Here is a 19,420-nt window from a genome sequence, read left to right as displayed (position 1 = left end):
GGTCGCAGCCTACCCGGGTATCAAAACAAGGGTTAAGATATGAAAACGATTGTTGTCTGCTCCGGCGGATTAGATTCTGTGTCGCTTGCTCATATGGTGTCGGCGCAACGCAAGCTGACGGGCCTAGTGTCTTTCGACTATGGCCAGCGGCACCGCAAAGAGCTGGATTACGCGGCACTATGTGCAACGCGTCTTGGCGTCCCCCATGATATCATCGACATGCGCGGCATTGGGGCCGCATTGACGGGCTCGGCGTTGACCGATGATATTGCCGTACCCGACGGGCATTACGCCGAAGATACCATGCGCGTCACCGTTGTGCCCAACCGCAACGCAATCATGCTGTCGGTCGCTTACGGGATCGCGGCGGCACGCGGGGATCAGGCCGTCGCAACCGCGGTGCATGGGGGTGATCACTTTATCTATCCCGACTGTCGCCCCGATTTCACCCAAGCGTTTGAGTTCATGCAATATATGGCTCTGGATGGCTATGCAGACGTATCGCTGTATACGCCGTTCGTCCACCGGACCAAGGCCGATATCGTGACTGAAGGGCAGCGCCACAACACCCCCTTTGCAGAGACATGGTCGTGCTATAAAGGCGGGGCGCATCACTGCGGGCGGTGCGGCACGTGCGTGGAACGGCGCGAGGCGTTCGACCTTGCAGGCGTGACCGACCCCACACAATACGAAGACCCTGACTTCTGGGCAGAGGCTATCAAACGCAGGATCCTCGCCTGATGTTCACAATCACCAAAGAGTTTCACTTTTCCGCCTCGCACCAGCTTTCACATCTGCCCGAGGATCATCAATGTGCCCGCCTGCACGGGCATAACTATGTCGTGGTGGTCGAACTTCGGGCCAAAGAACTGAACGCTGATGGTTTTGTCCGCGACTACGGCGAACTGAAGCCGTTCAAGACTTATATCGACGAGACATTCGATCACCGCCATCTGAACGACGTGCTCGATTTCGCATCCACCGGCGAGAACATGGCACGGCATCTCTATGAATGGTGTGCCGGCCGTTGGCCCGAAACCACCGCCGTCAAGGTCAGCGAAACGCCCAAAACCTGGGCAGAGTACCGCCCATGAGCCAATTGCGCATCGCCGAAATATTCGGCCCCACCATTCAGGGCGAAGGCGCGCTGATTGGCGAGCCCACCGTCTTCGTGCGCACGGGCGGATGTGATTATCGCTGCGCGTGGTGCGATAGCATGCATGCGGTTGACCCCGCGTTTCGCCACGATTGGGCCACGATGTCCTCTGATGCGGTCTGGCAGGAGGTGCAGCGCCTGTCAGGAGGCGCGCCGTTAACCGTGTCGCTGTCGGGCGGCAATCCCGCCATTCAGGACTTTGCCCCGCTGATCCAATTGGGTCAGGCCGCCGGCTATCGTTTTGCTTGCGAGACGCAAGGTTCCATCGCGAAGCCGTGGTTCGCCCAGCTGGATTGCCTTGTGCTGAGCCCCAAGCCGCCGTCGAGCAGTGAAACCGTTGACTGGGCCGCGTTCGATCGGTGTGTCGTCGCAGGTGAAACCGCAGGCCAAGTGGTGATGAAGATCGTGATCTTCGATGACGCCGACTATCAATGGGCCCGCGACGCCGCCGCACGCTATCCCAAGATGCCACTCTATCTGCAACCGGGCAACGATGAGGTAGACCCCAACGTCGCCGTCGATCCGCAGATATTGGCGGATAAACTACTTTGGCTGGTTGATAAAACCATGGCCGACCGCTGGTTCACCCCGCGCCTTCTGCCGCAGCTACATGTACTGCTTTGGGGCAACAAACGCGGGGTCTGACCCGCCTCAGGAGACTTTATGGAAACGATTTATAGCGATTTGCAGCAGCTTGGCGGGAAGACCGAGCTTCCCGCTTCACCTGAAGAAGCGATGTTGGAAAAGGTCTCAAACCCGCAAGCTGACGTTGACTATTGCGTCCGCTTTACCGCGCCCGAATTTACGTCGCTTTGCCCGATGACCGGCCAGCCCGACTTTGCGCATCTAGTGATCGACTACGTACCGGATCAGTACCTGGTCGAGTCCAAATCGCTCAAGCTGTATCTGGGCGCGTTCCGCAACCACGGTGCATTTCACGAAGATTGCACCGTCTCGATCGGTCGCCGCCTGGTCGGACTGCTATCGCCGCGCTGGCTGCGCATCGGTGGCTATTGGTACCCACGCGGCGGCATTCCCATCGACGTATTCTGGCAGAGCGGCGAAACGCCGAAAAATGTCTGGATCCCGGACCAAGGTGTGCCGCCCTATCGCGGACGCGGGTGACAGTTGCGAAGCCGGAAAATTCAAACTTAGGTAAAGAAGGCCGCGTAGTGGATCCCCTACTCCGCGGCCTTTATATGGGCAATGGAAGGTTTTCTTTCAGGAGGAGCGCAGCGCGTAGGCCCTTGATGTTGAGTACGAAAGAGCCTGACCAGCTTCAGCCTGCAGGTAAGCTATTAACCCAACCTATCAACCGCCGCGGCGTTAAAAGTTAACGCTAAAGCATAACGCCCTCTGGACAATGCGCCTTTAAATTGCATTAATATCGAGATAACTAGTAAGTATTTACGATTACCCATTTTAATTTTTTGCCATTATTGATTGGCAAACATCTCAGGTGACACATGATTTCGAAGCTCGTTCGGACGCTTTCACGCGTGCCGTGCAAACTCAACTTTCACAAATGGCGTGACAGCACGACCATGCCCCAAAAGGTCTGCACGCGGTGCAGATGTAGGCGACAAACCTACGTCTGACATTGGCCGCGCCATGTAAGACCGTATATGAACACTCTGCCCCGTTGATATTTCGCAGATGGGACAGAAATAGGGCTGAACACCGGCGCAGCAAACCTGCCCCGGTGTTGGCTTTACTTAGCCGTTTATCAACACTTCGCCAAAGCTTTCGCGCAGATCGCGCTTGAGCACTTTACCGGTTGCGTTCCGTGGCAACGCTTCGGTGAAGACGACGCAGTCGGGGATCTGCCACTTAGCGATCTTATCCTCGAAAATCGACAAGACATTCGCCTCGCTCGGGTCCTGACCTTCAGCCTTCACGGCAATCAGGATAGGGCGTTCGTCCCATTTCTCGTGGCGCGCCCCGATGACCGCAGCGTCGGCGATCTGGGGGTGAGCGATCGCGATGTTTTCCAGCTCGACAGAGCTGATCCACTCCCCACCCGACTTGATGATGTCCTTGGATCGGTCACGGATTGTGACGTAGCCGTCAGCATCCATTGTCGCCACGTCGCCCGTGTCAAACCAACCGTCCTTGTTCAACGTCTCGCTGCGTGACTTGCGGAAATAGCTATCAAGGATCCAGTACCCTTTGGTGACCAAATCACCCTGCGTCACGCCATCATGAGCAACAGGATTGCCGTCGTCATCAAGAATTTCGAGATCAACGCCGTAAACCGGACGGCCTTGGTTTTCGCGTAGCTTGTTCTGCTCTGCTGCGGGCAGCTTGCTGTGTTTGGCCAGCAGCTGGTTGATGCTGCCTACGGGCGACATTTCTGTCATGCCCCACGCGTGGATCGTCTCTACCCCGTATTTCTCACGGAAGGTCGTCATCATCGACGGCGGGCAGGCTGACCCACCGACGACCGTACGCTGCAAGCTTTCAAGCGTGCTGCCGATCTTGGCTGCTTCCTTCAGCAGGCCCAGCCAAATGGTCGGCACGCCAAGCGCGAGCGATACGTGGTTCTCATCAATCAGCTTTACCAGCGACGGGCCATCCAGACCCGGGCCGGGCATCACCATCGCGGCACCGACCATCGCGCAGGCATAGGGCGCGCCCCAAGCGTTGACGTGGAACATGGGCACAACGGGCAGAACCACGTCTTTCGCGGTGATCGCGATGCTGTCGGCCAAGTTGATGCCAAAGCTGTGCAGCACGGTAGATCGGTGCGAATACAGAACGCCCTTGGGGTTTCCGGTGGTACCAGAGGTGTAGCACAGGCTCGATGCGGTATTTTCGTCCAGATCGGGCCAGACAAACTCGGGGTCGCCGCCGGCAATGAAATCATCATAAAACTTGATACCGGGCAGCTGCGCTGCGGCCTCTTCGTCGGTGCCTTCCATCAGAACGACATGTTCGAGATGCTCAAGCTTGTCTTGAATGCCTGCAATCAGGGGCACGAAGGTCTTATCGATGAACAGCACCTTATCTTCGGCGTGGTTCAGAATATAGACCAACTGTTCGGGGAACAGACGCGGGTTAATGGTGTGACAGACAAAGCCGCCGCCCGATGCACCAAAGTAGATTTCGAGGTGGCGCCGGTTGTTCCAAGCGATGGTGCCGCAACGGGCTTGCGGATCCAGTCCCAGATTGGTCAGCGCCGACGCAAGCGCACGGGCGTTGCGCGCAACCTGCCCCCACGAGGTCTGTTCCAGCCCGCCGGTGGTCTTGACCGAAACGATTTCTGTCTCGCTGTGAAAACGTTGTGCGTGTTCGATCAAGCTCGAAATCAGCAGTGGCTTATTCATCATTTGGCCAAGCATGGCGTATCCTCCCATTTGTTCGTTGGGTGCAAAATGGACAAATCACCCCGGTCTTGCAAGCGCGCTCATTGCTGCTTACGCAGGGTTTTATGACAGTCATTTACCATACCCCGCTTTCCCCCGAACAACAGCGTGCCGCCGGTATGTCCACGCCCCAGCCGCTGGCCATGGCAGATCAGGTCCGGTTCTCTGATTTGGACACAAATAACCACGTCAACAATACCGTCTATTTCGAATGGTTCGAACGGTTGCGGATCCGGTACACACAGTCGTTGGTCGAACGTGGGCTAATCGATAGCCCCGGTCCGCGCGTGGTAATCCGATCAGGGTCGATCCGCTATGTGCAAGAGATGCTGGAGCGTGAGAATTACATCGTGACCTGTCGCTGTACCAGCTTTCGCAACACCTCTTACGCGCTGGCGCAGGAGGTCTGGGTCGGCAACGAGCTGCGCGCGACCTTTGAATGTATACTGGTGCTGCTAGAGCGGGACGGCGCTGGCCGATATCCCCTGCCCGACCGTTTAAAGCAGTATTTTGAGCAGACGGAAGACGCCCGTCCCGAAGGGTAACCGTTGCGGGCTAACCCGAGAAGAGGACCACATGATATGACCATCTCTACCCGCCCTATGAAAGCCGCGGATCGCAGCGCTTGGGAAGATCTCTTTGCCGGATATGCCGCCTTTTACAAGGTCGATCAGACCGCCAAAATGCGCGAGACCGTCTATGGCTGGCTGATGGACGCAGATCACGGTAGCAAGTGCATCGTGGCGCAGGATGAGAAAGGCACCATCGTTGGCTTCACCCACTATCGCTCGTTTGTCAGTCAGCTGCGCGCGATGACGAACTGTTTTCTGGACGACCTGTTTGTCAGCCCTCAGGCGCGTGGCACCGGTGCCGCCCAATCGCTGATCAAAGCGGTAGAGGCGGTGGCGCAGCAAAAAGGGTGGGGTACCGTGCGTTGGATCACGGCAGACGACAACTATCGTGGCCGCGGCGTGTATGACAAGCTGGCGACCCGCACGAGCTGGGTGACCTACGACATTAAGGTTAATGGGTAATATTCAGCGTCATACGTGCGGCTAGGGATGAGGGGCGCTGCCCCTCACATTCCCCGGAGTTTATTCGGCAAAATGAAGCTGCGATCCTCAGTCAGCGTGTTTTGCGATAAAGGCGACCAGTGCCGCGGTTGAGCCGTCTTTATCTGTGGCAGATGCCTCGCCATTGACGATCGGCTGGAGCGACGTTGCCAATTCCTTGCCCAGTTCCACCCCCCATTGATCGAAAGAGTTGATCCCCAGAATGCTGCCCTCGATGAAGACGCGGTGTTCGTAAAGCGCAATGATCTGGCCCAATGCGAAAGGGTCGAGCAGCGGATAGGTCAGCGTCGTTGACGGACGGTTCCCGGAAAACACGCGGTGGCGGGCTTGCCGGTCAAGCTCGGCCCCGGTCAGGCCTTTCGCAGCCATCAGCTCAGACGCTTCTTGCAGGGATCGCCCGCGCATCAAAGCTTCGGATTGCGCAAGGCAGTTTGCGATCAGCAGCTTGTGGTGGTGCGTCAGGTCCGGCTCGTGCCCATTGGCTGCGATCAGGAATTCGCAAGGAATGACGCGGGTGCCCTGGTGGATCAGTTGATAGAATGCGTGCTGCCCATTGGTGCCGGCTGCACCCCAGACGACGGGTCCTGTGCTATAAGGCGCAGTCGGGCCGTCCATCAGCGTGGACTTGCCGTTTGATTCCATTTCGAGCTGTTGCAGATAGTCGGGCAATTGCCCCAGACGCTGGTCATAAGGCAGCACGGCGCGGGTGGCATAGCCGCAGATCTGATTGTGCCAGATGCCGACCAAAGCCAGCAGCATCGGCATGTTTTCGTGGGGGGCGGCGGCGCAGAAGTGACGGTCCATCGCCTGCCCCCCCCGCAAAAACGCATCAAATGCACGCGGGCCGATGGCGATCATCAGCGAGAGGCCAATGGGCCCCCAGACAGAGTATCGTCCGCCGACCCAGTCTTCGAAACCAAATACCTGATCCGCATCGATCCCGAAATCGGACGTTTTGTCCTGCGCCGTGCTAAGGGCTGCAAACTGTATCGCGGGGTCGCCGTCATTTTCCGTCATCCATGCGCGCGCGGTGCGAGCGTTTGTCATTGTCTCTATCGTGGTAAAGGTCTTGGAAGCGACGATCACCAATGTGGTTTTCGCGTTAAGTCCTCGCAGCGTATCTGAAATATGTGCCCCATCGACGTTCGATACAAAGTGGCAGCGCGGCCCGTCATGATAGGGCGACAGCGCCTGTACAGCCATCGCAGGCCCCAGATCAGAGCCCCCAATACCGATATTGACCACATCGGTGATTTTGCTGTTGCGGATTTTCTCGGCGAAATCACGCATCCGGTCGAGCGTGTGATGGATGCCCGGCATCACATCTTCCCCGTCTACCATCACTGGCCCGCCGTCGAGATTGCGAAGCGCGGTGTGCAGCACTGCACGGTCTTCGGTCTCGTTTATCTTATCACCAGCGAACATCGCGTCACGCCGCGCAGGCACATCGGTGGCATCGATCAACCCGATCAGCGCATCCATTGTGGCGCGGTCGAGGTTGGTTTTGGAAAAGTCGAACAACATGTCGCCGGTCTGCGCGCTGAACGTCTGAGCGCGATCGGCTGTGTCGAACAAGGACAAGATAGAGCGGTCTTTCACCGCCGCCTGCATCTGACGCAAATCGTCAAAGGAATTCATGGTGCCCAATGTACTGTCGCCTCGTTCAATACTGCGCCGATGGGGGCCTTTAGGGCCGGCAGGCTTTGCGCCCGCTCCACCGCTGCGCGTTTTTCATCGCCGAAAATCACAAGATGCTTTGACATTGCGCCCTCAAGCACCCGACGCGATAGGGTGATGCGCCCGATATCCTGCCCGTCGACATTGATCGGACAGACCGCTGGCGCGTCCACGGCCATCGCGGCCTCCAGCCCATTGGAGCCGGGGAAGAGCGAGGCCGTGTGCATATCTGTGCCCATTCCGAGCAACAGCACCGACAACGGCAGCTTGAATTCGATTTGCGGTGACAGCGTTTCTGCCGCCTCGGCCGAGGTCAGCCCGTCCACATAGAACGGCGTAAAGCCCGCCTGCGCCGCACGCCCGACGAGCAAGCGGTTGCGTAAAAGCCGTGCGTTCGACATCTCGTGATCAGGCGCGACCCAGCGTTCATCCCCCAGCATAACCTGCACGCGCGACCAGTCCAGATTGGCCCCGCTGAGGCTGTCAAAGATTGGCCCCGGTGTTGTCCCGCCAGGCACGGCAAAGCTAACAGTGTCATGGGACAGGAGCGCATTTTTCAGCTCTCCCGCGATCAGATTGGCGAGGTCCATCGCAAGGACTTCGCGGTCGGCATATTCGATCAACTTCATGCAGAGTACTCCCGCCATTGCCGCTGGTCACGGCGCATCAATTCGTTGGCATCTGTCGGACCATCAGACCCGCTGTCATAGGGCTTGGGCACATCGTTGCGTGCTTCCCAGCCTTGAATGATCGGGTCGGTCCAGGCCCATGCGGCCTCCACCTCGTCGCCGCGCATGAACAGGGTCTGGTTGCCACGGATGACATCCATGATCAGTCGTTCATAGGCGTCGACCTGTTCCGACCCATCAGGGCCCAATGCGTCGGCAAATGTCATATCCAAAGGCACGTCGACCAAACGCATACCGCCCGGGCCCGGTTCCTTGATCGTCACGCCAAGGGTAATGCCTTCGTTCGGCTGCAGTCGGATCGACAGGACGTTACGATGACGACCCGCATCTTCGGTGAAAATCGAATGCGGGGTTTCCTTGAACACGACTGTAATCTCGGACGAGCGCGCGGCCATGCGTTTCCCGGTGCGCAGATAGAAGGGCGTCCCAGCCCATCGCCAGTTGCTGATGTGGGTTTTCAGCGCGACAAAGCTTTCGGTGCGCGAGCGCGGATCACCAACGGCGGTACGGTACCCCGGTTGTTCGGCCTCGTTGCATGGCTCTGCCTGATACTGTCCACGGGCAATATGATGTGGCAGCACGGGGTCCAGCGCACGGATCACCTTGAGCTTTTCATCGCGCACCGCGTCGGGATCAAACCGCGCGGGGGGTTCCATCGCAATCAAACACAACAGTTGCATCAGGTGATTTTGCACCATGTCGCGCATGGCACCCGACTTGTCATAGTATTCACCCCTGCCCCCGACGCCAACGGTTTCGGCCACGGTGATCTGGATGTGGTCGACGTATTGGCTGTTCCACAAGGGTTCAAACAGCATATTGCCAAAACGCACGGCCATCAGGTTTTGCACCGTCTCTTTGCCCAGATAATGGTCGATCCGGTAGATCTGGCTTTCGTCAAAATACTTGGCCAGCGTGGCGTTGAGCGCCTGCGCGGTCTTGAGGTCGCGGCCGAACGGTTTTTCAACCACGATTCGGCTTTGCGCATCGGCCATGCCCCATTGTTGCAAACGCTCGGCCAAATCTCCGAACAATGCAGGCGAGACAGAGAAATAATAGGCCTCTACGCGTTCAGTTCCTGCCATCAGCTTTTGCAGCTCGGCCCAGCCGTCTTCGCCCTTTGCGTCAATCGCAACATACTCAAGACGGTCAATGAACCCCTCGAGCTGCGCCTTGTCGTGCTCGAAGTCACCGTTGAATTCGGCAATCGCCTCGCGGATCATCTGCTGGTAGCCCGCGCGGTCCATTTCTGTACGAGCTGCACCAATGACACGGGCATTTTCGGGCATCTGCCCTGCACAAAAACGACGGAACAACCCCGGAAGGATCTTGCGGCGGGCCAGATCACCTGTGCCGCCGAAAATCACCAGATCAAAGGGGTCGACCGGAATGACGCGTGATACCATGTGGATGCTCCTTGTCGCGAGGCTACGACTTTTGGGTAGCGAGATGCAATGTTAGCGCAAACATACCTAGATTTCCGCATTTCACAAGTCTGTGCGCGAAATGACACGGGGTTTTATTGCGCATACCATTCGCATAGACAAAGAAAAGTTAATTATATCAGGTGAGGCCCGGTTCTTTATGAAAGACGTTGTCGACGCAAATATCGGTAAGTTTCAAGACCCTGCCTTGACCGCCAAGGGCGAACCCCGCGCGACGGTAAGCCTGACAAACCCGCAAACCCTGTGGTTCAATACCGGCACCCTGTGCAACATCGAATGCGTGAACTGCTATATCGCATCCAGCCCGACGAATGACGCGCTGGTTTATATCACAGCGGACGACGTGCGTGATTACTTGGGGCAAATCACGCAGCGGAACTGGCCAGTGACGGAAATCGCTTTTACCGGCGGCGAACCTTTCATGAATCCGCAGATGATCGAGATCACGGAAGCCTCGCTTAAAGCCGGATACGATGTGCTGATCCTCACCAACGCAATGCGCCCAATGATGCGCAAATCGGTGCAGGCCGGTCTGGCGCGCCTGAACGAGGCTTATCCGGACAAGCTGACCTTGCGGATTTCAGTGGATCATTACCGGACCGATTTGCATGACGCAGAACGCGGTGCTGGTGCGCTGGAAAAGACGGTCACCGGTATGAAATGGCTACGCGACAACGGTATCCGCATGGCCGTCGCAGGGCGTTCGGTTTTCGGCGCGACCGATGAAGACAGCCGCGCCGGCTATGGGGCCTTCTATGCTGAACACGGCTTTGACATCGACGCGCAAGACCCTGGTATGACAGTCCTTTTCCCCGAAATGGATGAAACCGTCGAAGTGCCCGAAATCACCACCGCCTGCTGGGGTATTCTGGATAAATCCCCCGACGCGGTGATGTGTTCAAGCTCGCGGATGGTGGTCAAACGCAAGGGGGCCGCGACACCAGCGGTGCTGGCCTGCACGCTGCTGCCCTATAGCGAAGAGTTTGAGCTGGGGCATTCGCTGGAAGAGGCCGAGAAAGACGTCGCCTTGAACCACCCCCATTGCGCCAAATTCTGCGTCTTGGGCGGGGCAAGCTGTTCAGCCTGACCCCTTGCCCGCGACGCGCTATGGACGGATGACCGCTCCGATTTTGGGGTCGGCTTCGCCTTTGGCCAATCCGGCATAGACCCCTTCTGCGGCTTCGACGCCTTCATGCACTTGCACATCCATCCAGTCCGATGCGCTGGCGGCGATACGTTTCCACGCCGCAGTAATCTGTGCCTCGATCTTGCCAGGCCCCCATTCCTGCCGACGTTTAGCGACCTGAGAGGGCGCAAAGAAGAACTGCGGCTTCGGGCCTTCAAGCGGCGTTGTCGGGGTGAATTGATTCCAATGGCTTAGTCCCACTGCTGACGAATGTTTAAGCTGAATTTTCAACGTGCTGTGCAGTTTGGCTTTGACCGAACTATTGCCGGACATATCGACATAGACGGACGGCACTTGGTCGAGATCGGCAATCTGGTCATAGGTCAGCACGGTATCGCAATGCCCCAGTCCTTTCACAAACGCGCGGTTCCCGGCAGAGGTAAGGCCCACAATCTGATAGGCACGCTCTTTGGGCTCGGACAGATAGCGGCAAAGCCCCAATCCGGTTTTGGACGACGCGCTGCCCACGATGATCTGCTCGGCACCAAAACAGTCATTATCCTGCAACCAATCGTAGATCAGATAGGATGTCGCCAGCAAAGGTTGCAGCAAGGCACGTAAATGGTCCTCCGATGCGGGGGCGGGTTTGACGGGGGTGTATTGATTATAGATCAGCGGAAGCTTTGCCCGATGGGCCGCTGCATCCACCAAACCGGCGGAGCCATTTTCAGGGGTGATCACCACCTCGGATGCCATCGGGTAGAAACCATAAAGCCGCGTACCGACGCTTAGCACGTCAGTGCGACTTTCAACGACTTTGGCGGTGCCCCAGACCGGCACAATGCCCCATCCGTTCTCGGACGTTGGAAAGAACTGCCAATAGCCGATGTCAAAGCCCGCTGCTGCGTAGGTGACATTGTTCGACGTGAGCGCAAAGCTTTCGATTGCCAGACGCGCCTGCCCCGGTGCCAGCGGCTCTGCCTGGGTTGTGACGGCCCGTGTTTCAGTGATTGCGTTTTGATTGACCAAAATCTGTTGCATGGTGATTTCCCCCCTTGTTTGGCGACACCCTAACCCCAAACCCACGCGCTGTTGCTGCCTATCGGAACTGACGTTGCGAAACAAATATATCGTAAGAATTAGTATCATTACATTTCAACAGCTTAGCCTGACGCACAAGTGAATCCCCGCCAGTCAAGGCCGCAGGCATTGCACCCGATATGCCCCATCTGCTATACGAAACCGCAAGATATAGAACCAGCAAGAGCTAGGCAGATTACGTGAACGAGACGCCAGAAACCCCTGAAAACGATGACGAAATCCCGGCTGCACGCCCCGTGTTCGATGGCCCGTCGGTCACTATCGAACACGAGATGCGGACATCCTATCTGGATTACGCCATGTCGGTCATCGTTTCGCGCGCCATTCCCGACCTGCGAGACGGGCTAAAACCAGTTCATCGTCGCATCATCTATTCGATGTATGAAAAAGGCATTACCCACGAAAAGTCATACCGCAAGTCTGCGAAGTCCGTGGGCGATGTGATGGGTTCCTACCACCCGCATGGTGACAGCGCGATCTATGACGCGTTGGTGCGTATGGCGCAGGATTTTTCGATGTCGCTACCGCTGATTGACGGTCAGGGTAACTTCGGTTCCATGGACGGCGATAGCGCTGCGGCCATGCGTTATACGGAATCGCGGCTTGATAAGGTCGCGTCATTCATGACCAGCGATCTGGACAAGGAGACCGTCAATTTCATCGACAACTACGATGGGAAAGAACGCGAACCTACTGTTTTGCCTGCACGTTTTCCAAACATGCTGGTCAATGGTGCTGGCGGTATTGCCGTCGGTATGGCGACGAACATTCCGCCGCACAATCTGGGCGAAGTGATCGATGCCTGTCAGGCGCTGATCGAAAATCCCGATCTGACCTCGGAAGAGCTGATTGAATATATTCCCGGCCCCGACTTCCCCACAGGCGGGATCATGTTGGGCCGGTCCGGTGCACGCAAAGCCTACCTTGAGGGGCGCGGCAGCGTGATTATGCGGGCCAAGACCCGTGTCGAAGAAATTCGCAAGGACCGGTTTGCCATCGTCATCGATGAGATTTGCTATCAGGTGAACAAGTCCACGATGATCGAAAAAATCGCCGAACAGGTGCGCGAGAAAAAGATCGACGGCATCGCCCATGTTCAGGATGAATCGGACCGGAACGGTGTGCGCGTCGTAATCGAGCTGAAGCGCGATGCCACCGCCGAAGTGGTGATGAACCAGCTCTATCGTTTCACACCGATGCAAACCTATTTCGGTTGTAACATGCTGGCGCTGAACGGTGGGCGGCCAGAGCAGCTTACCCTGCGCAAGTTCCTGACCTCTTTCATTGATTTCCGCGAAGATGTTGTCGCCCGCCGCACGGCTTATCTGCTTCGCAAAGCGCGTGAACGCAGCCACATCCTGTGCGGTCTGGCCGTCGCGGTTACCAATATCGATGAGGTCGTCGCGACCATCCGTTCCTCGGCGGATGCCGCCGAGGCACGCGAAAAGCTGATGACCCGTCGCTGGCCTGCAGAGCAAATCTTGCAGTATATCGCACTGATCGACGATCCGACACATACGGCCAATGAAGATGGGACCTATAACCTGTCTGAAACACAGGCCCGTGCCATCCTGGAGCTGCGCTTGCAGCGCCTGACCCAGATCGGCGTCAAAGAGGTCACCGACGAGCTGGAAGAACTGGCCAAGAAGATCAAGGAATACCTCGAGATTCTGGGCAGCCGTGAACGTATCATGGGCATCATCTCGGACGAGTTGGCCGAGGTGAAGGACCTATTTGCCGTTCCGCGCCGCACAGAGATTGTCGATTGGTCCGGCGACATGGACGACGAAGATCTTATCGCACGCGAAGACATGGTCGTGACCGTAACTTCGGGCGGCTACATCAAACGCACCCCGTTGGTCGACTTCCGCAGCCAACGTCGCGGCGGCAAAGGTGTTTCGGGTATGCAAACCAAAGAAGAGGACGTGGTTACCACCCTCTTTGTTGCTAATACCCACACGCAACTACTGTTCTTTACGACAGACGGCATGGTCTACAAGCTCAAAACCTGGCGCCTGCCCCAAGGCGGGCGCACGTCGAAAGGTAAGGCGATCGTTAACATCCTGCCGATCCCGACCGGCGTGTCCATTGCGGCGATTATGCCCGTGGACCGCGACGAAAAAGATTGGGACGATTTGCAGGTGGTCTTTGCGACGTCTGCCGGTACTGTTCGTCGGAACAAGCTTTCGGATTTCACAAACGTTATGCGTAATGGCAAGATTGCCATGAAGTTCGAGGACGATCACGCCGAGACGACCCTGATCAACGCACGCATCGCCTCTAATGACGATGACGTCATGCTGGTGACCAACTCGGGCCGCGCCATCCGCTTTCCCGCCACCGATGTGCGCGTGTTCAACAGCCGCGCCTCTGTCGGGGTGCGTGGCATCAAGCTGAACGGGGACGATAAAGTCGTATCGATGTCGATTATTCGCCACTTCGACGCGACCTCGGAAGAGCGCACGGCCTACCTTAAGATGCGCCGTGCGATGGCGGGTCTTGTTGATGATGCGGAAAACGACGAGGACGAAGCACCCGCCGATCCAAACTTCTCGCAGGAACGCTATGCAGAAATGTCTGCGGCAGAGAATCTTCTTCTGACGATCACAGAAAAAGGAGCGGGCAAGCTGTCCTCCAGCCACGATTACCCCGTGCGCGGGCGTGGCGGTTTGGGTGTGACGGCGATGGACAAGGCAATGCGCGGCGGTGAGATTGTCGCTTCGTTCCCGGTCGAACTAGATGACCAGATCATGCTCGCTACGTCCAAAGGCCAATCGATTCGCGTCCCAGTAGAAGGCATTTCCTTCCGCTCGCGGAGCGCTGGCGGCGTCAAAGTCTTTGACACCGGCCGCGGCGAAGTCGTCGTAAGCGTTGCTTGGATCGCAGATCAGGGCGATGAAACAGTAGACGGCGAAATCATCTCCCCCGAAGCGTAGGGCTACTTTCTAACATCTTAAAGCCGCCCCTTATATTGAGGGGCGGCTTTTTTATTTTCAGACTTCAGACGTTAGAAGGTACGAAAAAAGCGCCCCCGAAGGGACGCTTTAAATTCAACACATCAACCTACTAAGTTAGTTGGTGCCGTTTGTACCGTTCGTGCCGTTTGCATCATCATCGTTGCTTGCAATAACTGCAACTGCAACAATAACTGCTGCAACACCAGCGATAGCGGCAGGGCTCATGCTTTCAAAGCCAACACCACCAGCGGCGCTCGGGTCAATGCAACGACGGGCAAGGATACCGTCGATTTCTGTCGGTGCTTGGCAAGCGTATGTAACGCCATTTGCACCAACAACCGTTGTTGGGTACTCGGCAACACCGGAGCTACCACCAACGGCGGCTTGGGTTGTTACCTGTGCGGAAGCCGCGCTTGCAGTCATCAAAAGCGCAGCGGCGAATGCTGTAAAGCGTGTCATTATATCTTCTCCAGTTTGCGAAGTTCACTAATCTTGGGCTTGGTATCGCATATTTCGGTTGCAATAGCAAACTTGATATCTCTCAAAACGTTAGTTCGTTCTAACAATAAACGGGCTCTAGAACCCTTTTAAAGCAAAAACAACTATAGTTCATATAGCGCGCTAAACTTTTCGGTCAAATACGAAAGCAACGGGATCTCGCTTGGCTCTGCTCCCGTCGCTTGGGTGATTACTTCGCGCGGACTGTAAAGCCCACCATGGCGCTGCACCTTCTCGCGCAGCCAACCAGTGGCAGCAACGGTATCCCCCTTGGCCAGTTGAACGTCCAAATTCGGCACATCACGGCGCAGCGCTGTATTCAAACAGCCAGCATAGACGTTGCCCAGAGAATACGTCGGGAAATATCCGAACAGGCCCACCGACCAATGCACATCTTGCAATACACCGTTTGATGGCCGGTCAACGGCATACCCGAAGTCGGCCCTGAACCGGTCGTTCCATGCCGCTTCCAGATCGCCAACCAACAGATCGCCCGCCATTAGCGCCCGCTCCAGATCGAACCGCAGCAGCACATGTAGGTTGTACTGCAACTCATCCGCCTCGGTCCGGATATACCCATCTGATACGCGATTTACGATCCGGTAGAATGTATCTTCATCCGGCACGCCAAAGTCACTAAAGGCATCGCGCATCTGGCCATAGAGCCAACCCGAAAATGCACGGCTCCTGCCAAGTTGGTTCTCGTAGATCCGGCTCTGGCTTTCGTGCACGCCCATAGAGACGCCCCCACCAAGAGGCGTCAAAAGATACTCTTTATTGATCCCTTGCTCATAACAGGCATGACCGACTTCGTGAATTGTTGAATAGAAACAATTGAAGGGATCGACCTCATTCGTGCGCGTCGTGATCCGCACATCCAGCCCTGACCCGCTTGAAAATGGGTGCACGGCTTTATCCACGCGGCCCATCGTCATATCGTAGCCAAACGTCGTGGCCAATGTTCGTGTCAGCTTCATCTGGGCATCGATGTCAAATCGCCCCTCCAACACAGGTGGTGCCTCGGCCTCGCGAACGGCTTCGCGCAAACGGGTCAGCTCGGGGCGCAAGGCGCCGAACATGGCTTCTAGCTCGGCAGCGGTCGCACCGGGTTCATAGTCATCCAGCATCGCGTCATAGACATCGCCTCCGGCAGCAAGCGCCTGGCCTTCTTCGCGCTTCAGCGCGATCACCTCCGCAAGGGTTGGGGCAAATGCCGCAACATCGTCGGCAGCACGCGCCTCGGCCCAAATGCCCTGCGCCTCCGAGGTGACCCGTGCAATCCGCGCGGCAAGCGCTGCGGGTACCTTAGAAGCGCGCGCATGCCCGCGCTTGATGTGGCGTACCTGCGCCTGCCCCACCTCATCTAGCCCATCTGCATCGATCCGGTCCAACCATTCGGGAATACGCGCATCGACACGGCGGGCGTGCAAAACGCCCTCCATCGCGGCCATTTCCTCGCCCCGCTGCGGGGCAGCACCGCGCGGCATGACCGTTTCCTGATCCCAGCCCAAACGCCCCGCAACCTGCGCAAGCGCCTCGGTTTCACGCTGAAACGCCATCAACTCATCAAAAACAGTCATCAAGATTTTCCTCGTACAGATGTCGGAATCGGGTAGGCGCTTAGGAACCGTGCGCGCAGGATCAAAACCCAAAGTATCACGGCCAACACTTGGTGGAAGATCGCGATGTGTACCGGTGCCGCGTTCAATACTGTTACGATCCCCAAAACAACCTGCCCTACCATCGCGACAATCATCAGGTTGAATGCCTTGCGCGTATTGGGATGCGCTGACTTACGGCCCCGCAGCCAAACGACGGCAGCGAAGGCGACCAACAGATAGCCCGCCATCCGGTGCATGAACTGCACCAGCCCGGGATTTTCAAAGAAGTTGCGCCAGACCGGCATAATGGTGAAAGCCTCGGGCGGAAAGAACTGGCCCTGCATTAACGGCCAATCGACAAAGAACCGGCCCGCATCAATTCCCGCAACCAAGGCCCCAAGCAGAATTTGCAGGAACGCAAAGTGCAGCAATCCGGTAGACATTCCAAAGAGCTTGGCCTCTTTCGCCCGCCGCGCCTGCATCAGATCACGCTCGGGCCGACCAAGCAGCAGCGCGTACCATGTGATGACCCCAAGAATAACGAAAGCCAGCCCCAAATGCGTGGCCAGACGGTAGCTGGCAACGTCTAGAACGGCTTCTCCGCTGGTGACGCCCGATGCAACCATCCACCAGCCGATCGCACCTTGCAAACCGCCAAGCCCGCCCAAAAACAAAAGACGCCCCGACCAGCCCACAGGGATCTGACGGCGCAGAAGAAACCACAAGAACCCGACAGCCCAAACCAGGCCGATCACTCGGCCCAACTGACGATGGCCCCATTCCCACCAATATATCGATTTAAAATCAGACAGTTCCATCCAGGAGTTCTGAACCTGAAACTCGTCAATCTCTTGATATTTGGCAAATTCAGACTGCCAGTCCGCCTCGTTCATCGGCGGCATGGCTCCGGTAAAGGGGCGCCACTCAGTGATGCTCAATCCACTGTCGGTCAGTCGGGTCAAACCGCCAACGGCGATCATCACAAAGACCAATGCGAATAGGATAAACAGCCAGATACGGATGCCGCGCCGTGCACCACCGCGCCCACGGTCAATGCCGCCTACCTGTGCCACAGGCCGCGCGGCTTGCGCTTCGCCTACGTCCTCGAACAGCTTTCGTTTCTCGGCCATTTGTGCCTCTTGTCTGCTACGTTTCACGCAGAAGTAGGACACAAGCGCACAAAGGTCTAGCCGCGCTCTTTCCAGCGTACCATCTGTCGCAGGGTGCCGTGCAAGGTCTGCACATCGGCACGGGTCAGCGGCAGGCGCGACCACATGTTGCGCAGATTGACCTTCATGCTGGCAGCCTTGTGGTCGGGATAAAAGAACCCTGCCGTGTCCAGACGTTCCTCGAAATGCCGCGCGAGATGTTCGATCTCGCTGTGATCTGCCCAGTTGGTCCCTGCCATCTCGACCTGTTCAGACACCACATCGCCCTGCGCCCGCATCCATTCGTATCCCATCAACAACACACATTGCGCCAGATTAAGGGATGCAAACGCAGGGTTCACCGGCACTGATACAATCGCATTCGCGCGTGAGATATCGTCGTTCTCAAGCCCTGCGCGTTCAGGCCCGAACAACACAGCCACCCGCCGGCCGTCGCTGATCATCTGGGCAGCTTTTGCCATTGCCGCCTCTGGGCTGTAAACCGGCTTGGTCAGATCACGATCACGCGCTGTGGTGGCAAAGACAAATGCTGCGTCGCCCACTGCACTGGCAAGATCGTCATACACCACGGCGTCGTCCAGCAATCGTCCTGCCCCAGACGCCATTGCTACCGCCGATGGGTTCGGCCAGCCATCGCGCGGCGCGACAATGCGCATGCGATCAAGGCCAAAGTTCCACATGGCACGGGCGGCGGCCCCAATGTTTTCGCCCATTTGCGGGCGCACCAGCACAAAGGCCGGGATCTGCGGGTGTTCTATTGTATCATTCATGGGCACCTCATACGCGCGCCGCCATCGCCTCGCAAGAACGACGCGGCCCGTCTTTGGCCTTCCAAATGGGAAAAAATCCTCGCCGAAGGCATAAAAGTTTTTCTTTCCCCGCGTGATCCGCTAATTGACGCGCAATAACGCAAAGGACAGCAAGCCATGGATACGCCCGAACAGCCGCAGCTTTACCTGATGACCCCGCCCGAGCTTGAGCTCTCCAGCTTTCCTGATGTGCTGGCCCGTGTGCTCGACGCGCATGATGTGGCCTGCGTGCGTCTGGCGCTTAGCACCCGCGACGAAGACCGCGTGATGCGCGCTGCCGATGCGCTGCGCGAAGTGACCGATGCGCGCGATATCGCATTGGTGATCGCGGATCACACCTTGCTTGCAGAACGGTTGGGGCTTGATGGTGTACACTTGACGGATGCGGCACGTTCCGTGCGGCACGCACGCAAGACCCTGGGCGATGACGCTATCGTCGGCAGCTTTTGCAACGGTTCGCGCCATGACGGGATGGCAGCGGGCGAAGCGGGGGCGGACTATGTCAGCTTTGGTCCGGTGAACGCATCCTTGCTGGACGATGGCACCCACGCCGAACAAGATCTGTTCAAGTGGTGGTCCGAAGTGATCGAAGTGCCGGTCGTCGCCGAAGGCGGGCTGACCACCGATCTGATCCGTGCGCTCACCCCCGTCACCGACTTTTTCGGCATCGGGGATGAAATCTGGACCAGCGAAACGCCCGAACAGGCGCTCGCTGATCTGATTGCCGCGATGAAGTAACCGCGCAGGGCGGGTG

At 57.3% G+C, this 19,420-nt stretch carries 18 protein-coding genes; 9 read left to right on the top strand and 9 right to left on the bottom strand.

The window, feature by feature from the left end; all coding sequences use genetic code 11:
* Window positions 1-39 precede the first annotated feature (39 nt).
* From queC to queF, 4 genes are read left to right on the top strand one after another with little or no spacing between them, the layout of a single operon-like run.
* Window positions 40-741, top strand: a complete 702-nt coding sequence (gene queC / locus GLP52_RS03420; protein WP_237271586.1) for a 7-cyano-7-deazaguanine synthase QueC — start codon at window positions 40-42, stop codon at window positions 739-741.
* The gene (gene queD, locus GLP52_RS03415; RefSeq protein ID WP_237271585.1) at window positions 741-1,094 is read left to right on the top strand and encodes a 6-carboxytetrahydropterin synthase QueD; all 354 of its coding nucleotides are present in this window, start codon (window positions 741-743) and stop codon (window positions 1,092-1,094) included. Before queC ends, queD begins: the two co-directional genes overlap by 1 nt.
* Window positions 1,091-1,801: a 7-carboxy-7-deazaguanine synthase QueE gene (queE, locus tag GLP52_RS03410; protein ID WP_237271584.1), complete on the top strand. Its 711-nt coding sequence runs from the start codon at window positions 1,091-1,093 to the stop codon at window positions 1,799-1,801. The genes queD and queE overlap by 4 nt, the downstream gene beginning before the upstream one ends.
* Before the next feature lie 18 nt (window positions 1,802-1,819).
* Complete coding sequence (gene queF / locus GLP52_RS03405) at window positions 1,820-2,281, top strand: preQ(1) synthase (protein ID WP_237271583.1); 462 nt, start codon at window positions 1,820-1,822, stop codon at window positions 2,279-2,281.
* Window positions 2,282-2,871: 590 nt separating this feature from the next.
* Here queF and GLP52_RS03400 read toward each other — a convergent pair.
* Window positions 2,872-4,497 carry a long-chain-fatty-acid--CoA ligase gene (locus GLP52_RS03400; protein WP_237271582.1) on the bottom strand — a complete coding sequence of 542 codons (1,626 nt, stop codon included), beginning with the start codon at window positions 4,495-4,497 and terminating at the stop codon, window positions 2,872-2,874.
* A gap of 89 nt (window positions 4,498-4,586) precedes the next feature.
* Here GLP52_RS03400 and GLP52_RS03395 point away from each other — a divergent pair, with 89 nt between their 5' ends.
* Window positions 4,587-5,066: an acyl-CoA thioesterase gene (locus GLP52_RS03395; RefSeq protein WP_093732372.1), complete on the top strand. Its 480-nt coding sequence runs from the start codon at window positions 4,587-4,589 to the stop codon at window positions 5,064-5,066.
* A 36-nt stretch (window positions 5,067-5,102) separates the two neighbouring features.
* Window positions 5,103-5,555 (top strand): GNAT family N-acetyltransferase, encoded by a 453-nt coding sequence (locus GLP52_RS03390; RefSeq protein ID WP_093732353.1) that lies wholly within the window; start codon window positions 5,103-5,105, stop codon window positions 5,553-5,555.
* Between the two features lie 87 nt (window positions 5,556-5,642).
* On the opposite strand, the gene pgi is transcribed toward GLP52_RS03390, so the two are convergent.
* Genes pgi through zwf form a run of 3 tightly spaced genes read right to left on the bottom strand, consistent with a single transcriptional unit; the run spans window position 5,643 to window position 9,366 of the window.
* Window positions 5,643-7,232: a glucose-6-phosphate isomerase gene (gene pgi, locus GLP52_RS03385; RefSeq protein WP_237272640.1), complete on the bottom strand. Its 1,590-nt coding sequence runs from the start codon at window positions 7,230-7,232 to the stop codon at window positions 5,643-5,645.
* The gene (gene pgl / locus GLP52_RS03380) at window positions 7,229-7,900 is read right to left on the bottom strand and encodes a 6-phosphogluconolactonase (protein WP_237271581.1); all 672 of its coding nucleotides are present in this window, start codon (window positions 7,898-7,900) and stop codon (window positions 7,229-7,231) included. Before pgl ends, pgi begins: the two co-directional genes overlap by 4 nt.
* Entirely contained in the window at window positions 7,897-9,366 is a 1,470-nt protein-coding gene (gene zwf / locus GLP52_RS03375) for a glucose-6-phosphate dehydrogenase (RefSeq protein ID WP_237271580.1), read from the bottom strand. Before zwf ends, pgl begins: the two co-directional genes overlap by 4 nt.
* A 178-nt stretch (window positions 9,367-9,544) precedes the next feature.
* Here zwf and GLP52_RS03370 point away from each other — a divergent pair, with 178 nt between their 5' ends.
* A complete protein-coding gene (locus GLP52_RS03370) occupies window positions 9,545-10,492 on the top strand; it encodes a radical SAM protein (protein WP_237271579.1) in 948 nt (315 codons plus the stop codon).
* 18 nt (window positions 10,493-10,510) lie between these two features.
* Here GLP52_RS03370 and GLP52_RS03365 read toward each other — a convergent pair whose 3' ends face one another.
* Complete coding sequence (locus GLP52_RS03365; RefSeq protein WP_237271578.1) at window positions 10,511-11,572, bottom strand: DUF2855 family protein; 1,062 nt, start codon at window positions 11,570-11,572, stop codon at window positions 10,511-10,513.
* Window positions 11,573-11,811: 239 nt separating this feature from the next.
* Here GLP52_RS03365 and gyrA point away from each other — a divergent pair, with 239 nt between their 5' ends.
* Complete coding sequence (gene gyrA, locus GLP52_RS03360; protein ID WP_237271577.1) at window positions 11,812-14,568, top strand: DNA gyrase subunit A; 2,757 nt, start codon at window positions 11,812-11,814, stop codon at window positions 14,566-14,568.
* 135 nt (window positions 14,569-14,703) lie between these two features.
* Here gyrA and GLP52_RS03355 read toward each other — a convergent pair whose 3' ends face one another.
* The 4 genes from GLP52_RS03355 to GLP52_RS03340 all read right to left on the bottom strand — a co-directional run bounded on the left by GLP52_RS03355 (window position 14,704) and on the right by GLP52_RS03340 (window position 18,627).
* Window positions 14,704-15,048, bottom strand: coding sequence for a hypothetical protein (locus GLP52_RS03355; RefSeq protein WP_237271576.1), 345 nt, complete (start codon window positions 15,046-15,048; stop codon window positions 14,704-14,706).
* 143 nt (window positions 15,049-15,191) lie between these two features.
* Window positions 15,192-16,667 carry a carboxypeptidase M32 gene (locus GLP52_RS03350; RefSeq protein ID WP_237271575.1) on the bottom strand — a complete coding sequence of 492 codons (1,476 nt, stop codon included), beginning with the start codon at window positions 16,665-16,667 and terminating at the stop codon, window positions 15,192-15,194.
* Complete coding sequence (gene ctaA, locus GLP52_RS03345) at window positions 16,667-17,818, bottom strand: heme A synthase (RefSeq protein WP_093733670.1); 1,152 nt, start codon at window positions 17,816-17,818, stop codon at window positions 16,667-16,669. Before ctaA ends, GLP52_RS03350 begins: the two co-directional genes overlap by 1 nt.
* Window positions 17,819-17,874: 56 nt before the next feature.
* Complete coding sequence (locus GLP52_RS03340; RefSeq protein WP_237271574.1) at window positions 17,875-18,627, bottom strand: RNA methyltransferase; 753 nt, start codon at window positions 18,625-18,627, stop codon at window positions 17,875-17,877.
* A 156-nt stretch (window positions 18,628-18,783) separates the two neighbouring features.
* Between GLP52_RS03340 and GLP52_RS03335 the strand changes: the two genes are divergently transcribed.
* Complete coding sequence (locus tag GLP52_RS03335; protein ID WP_093733668.1) at window positions 18,784-19,404, top strand: thiamine phosphate synthase; 621 nt, start codon at window positions 18,784-18,786, stop codon at window positions 19,402-19,404.
* Window positions 19,405-19,420: the final 16 nt, after the last annotated feature.

This window comes from Sulfitobacter sp. M22, from assembly GCF_021736025.1.
GTDB lineage: Bacteria > Pseudomonadota > Alphaproteobacteria > Rhodobacterales > Rhodobacteraceae > Sulfitobacter > Sulfitobacter litoralis.
This window is presented reverse-complemented; position numbering and strand designations above follow the sequence as displayed.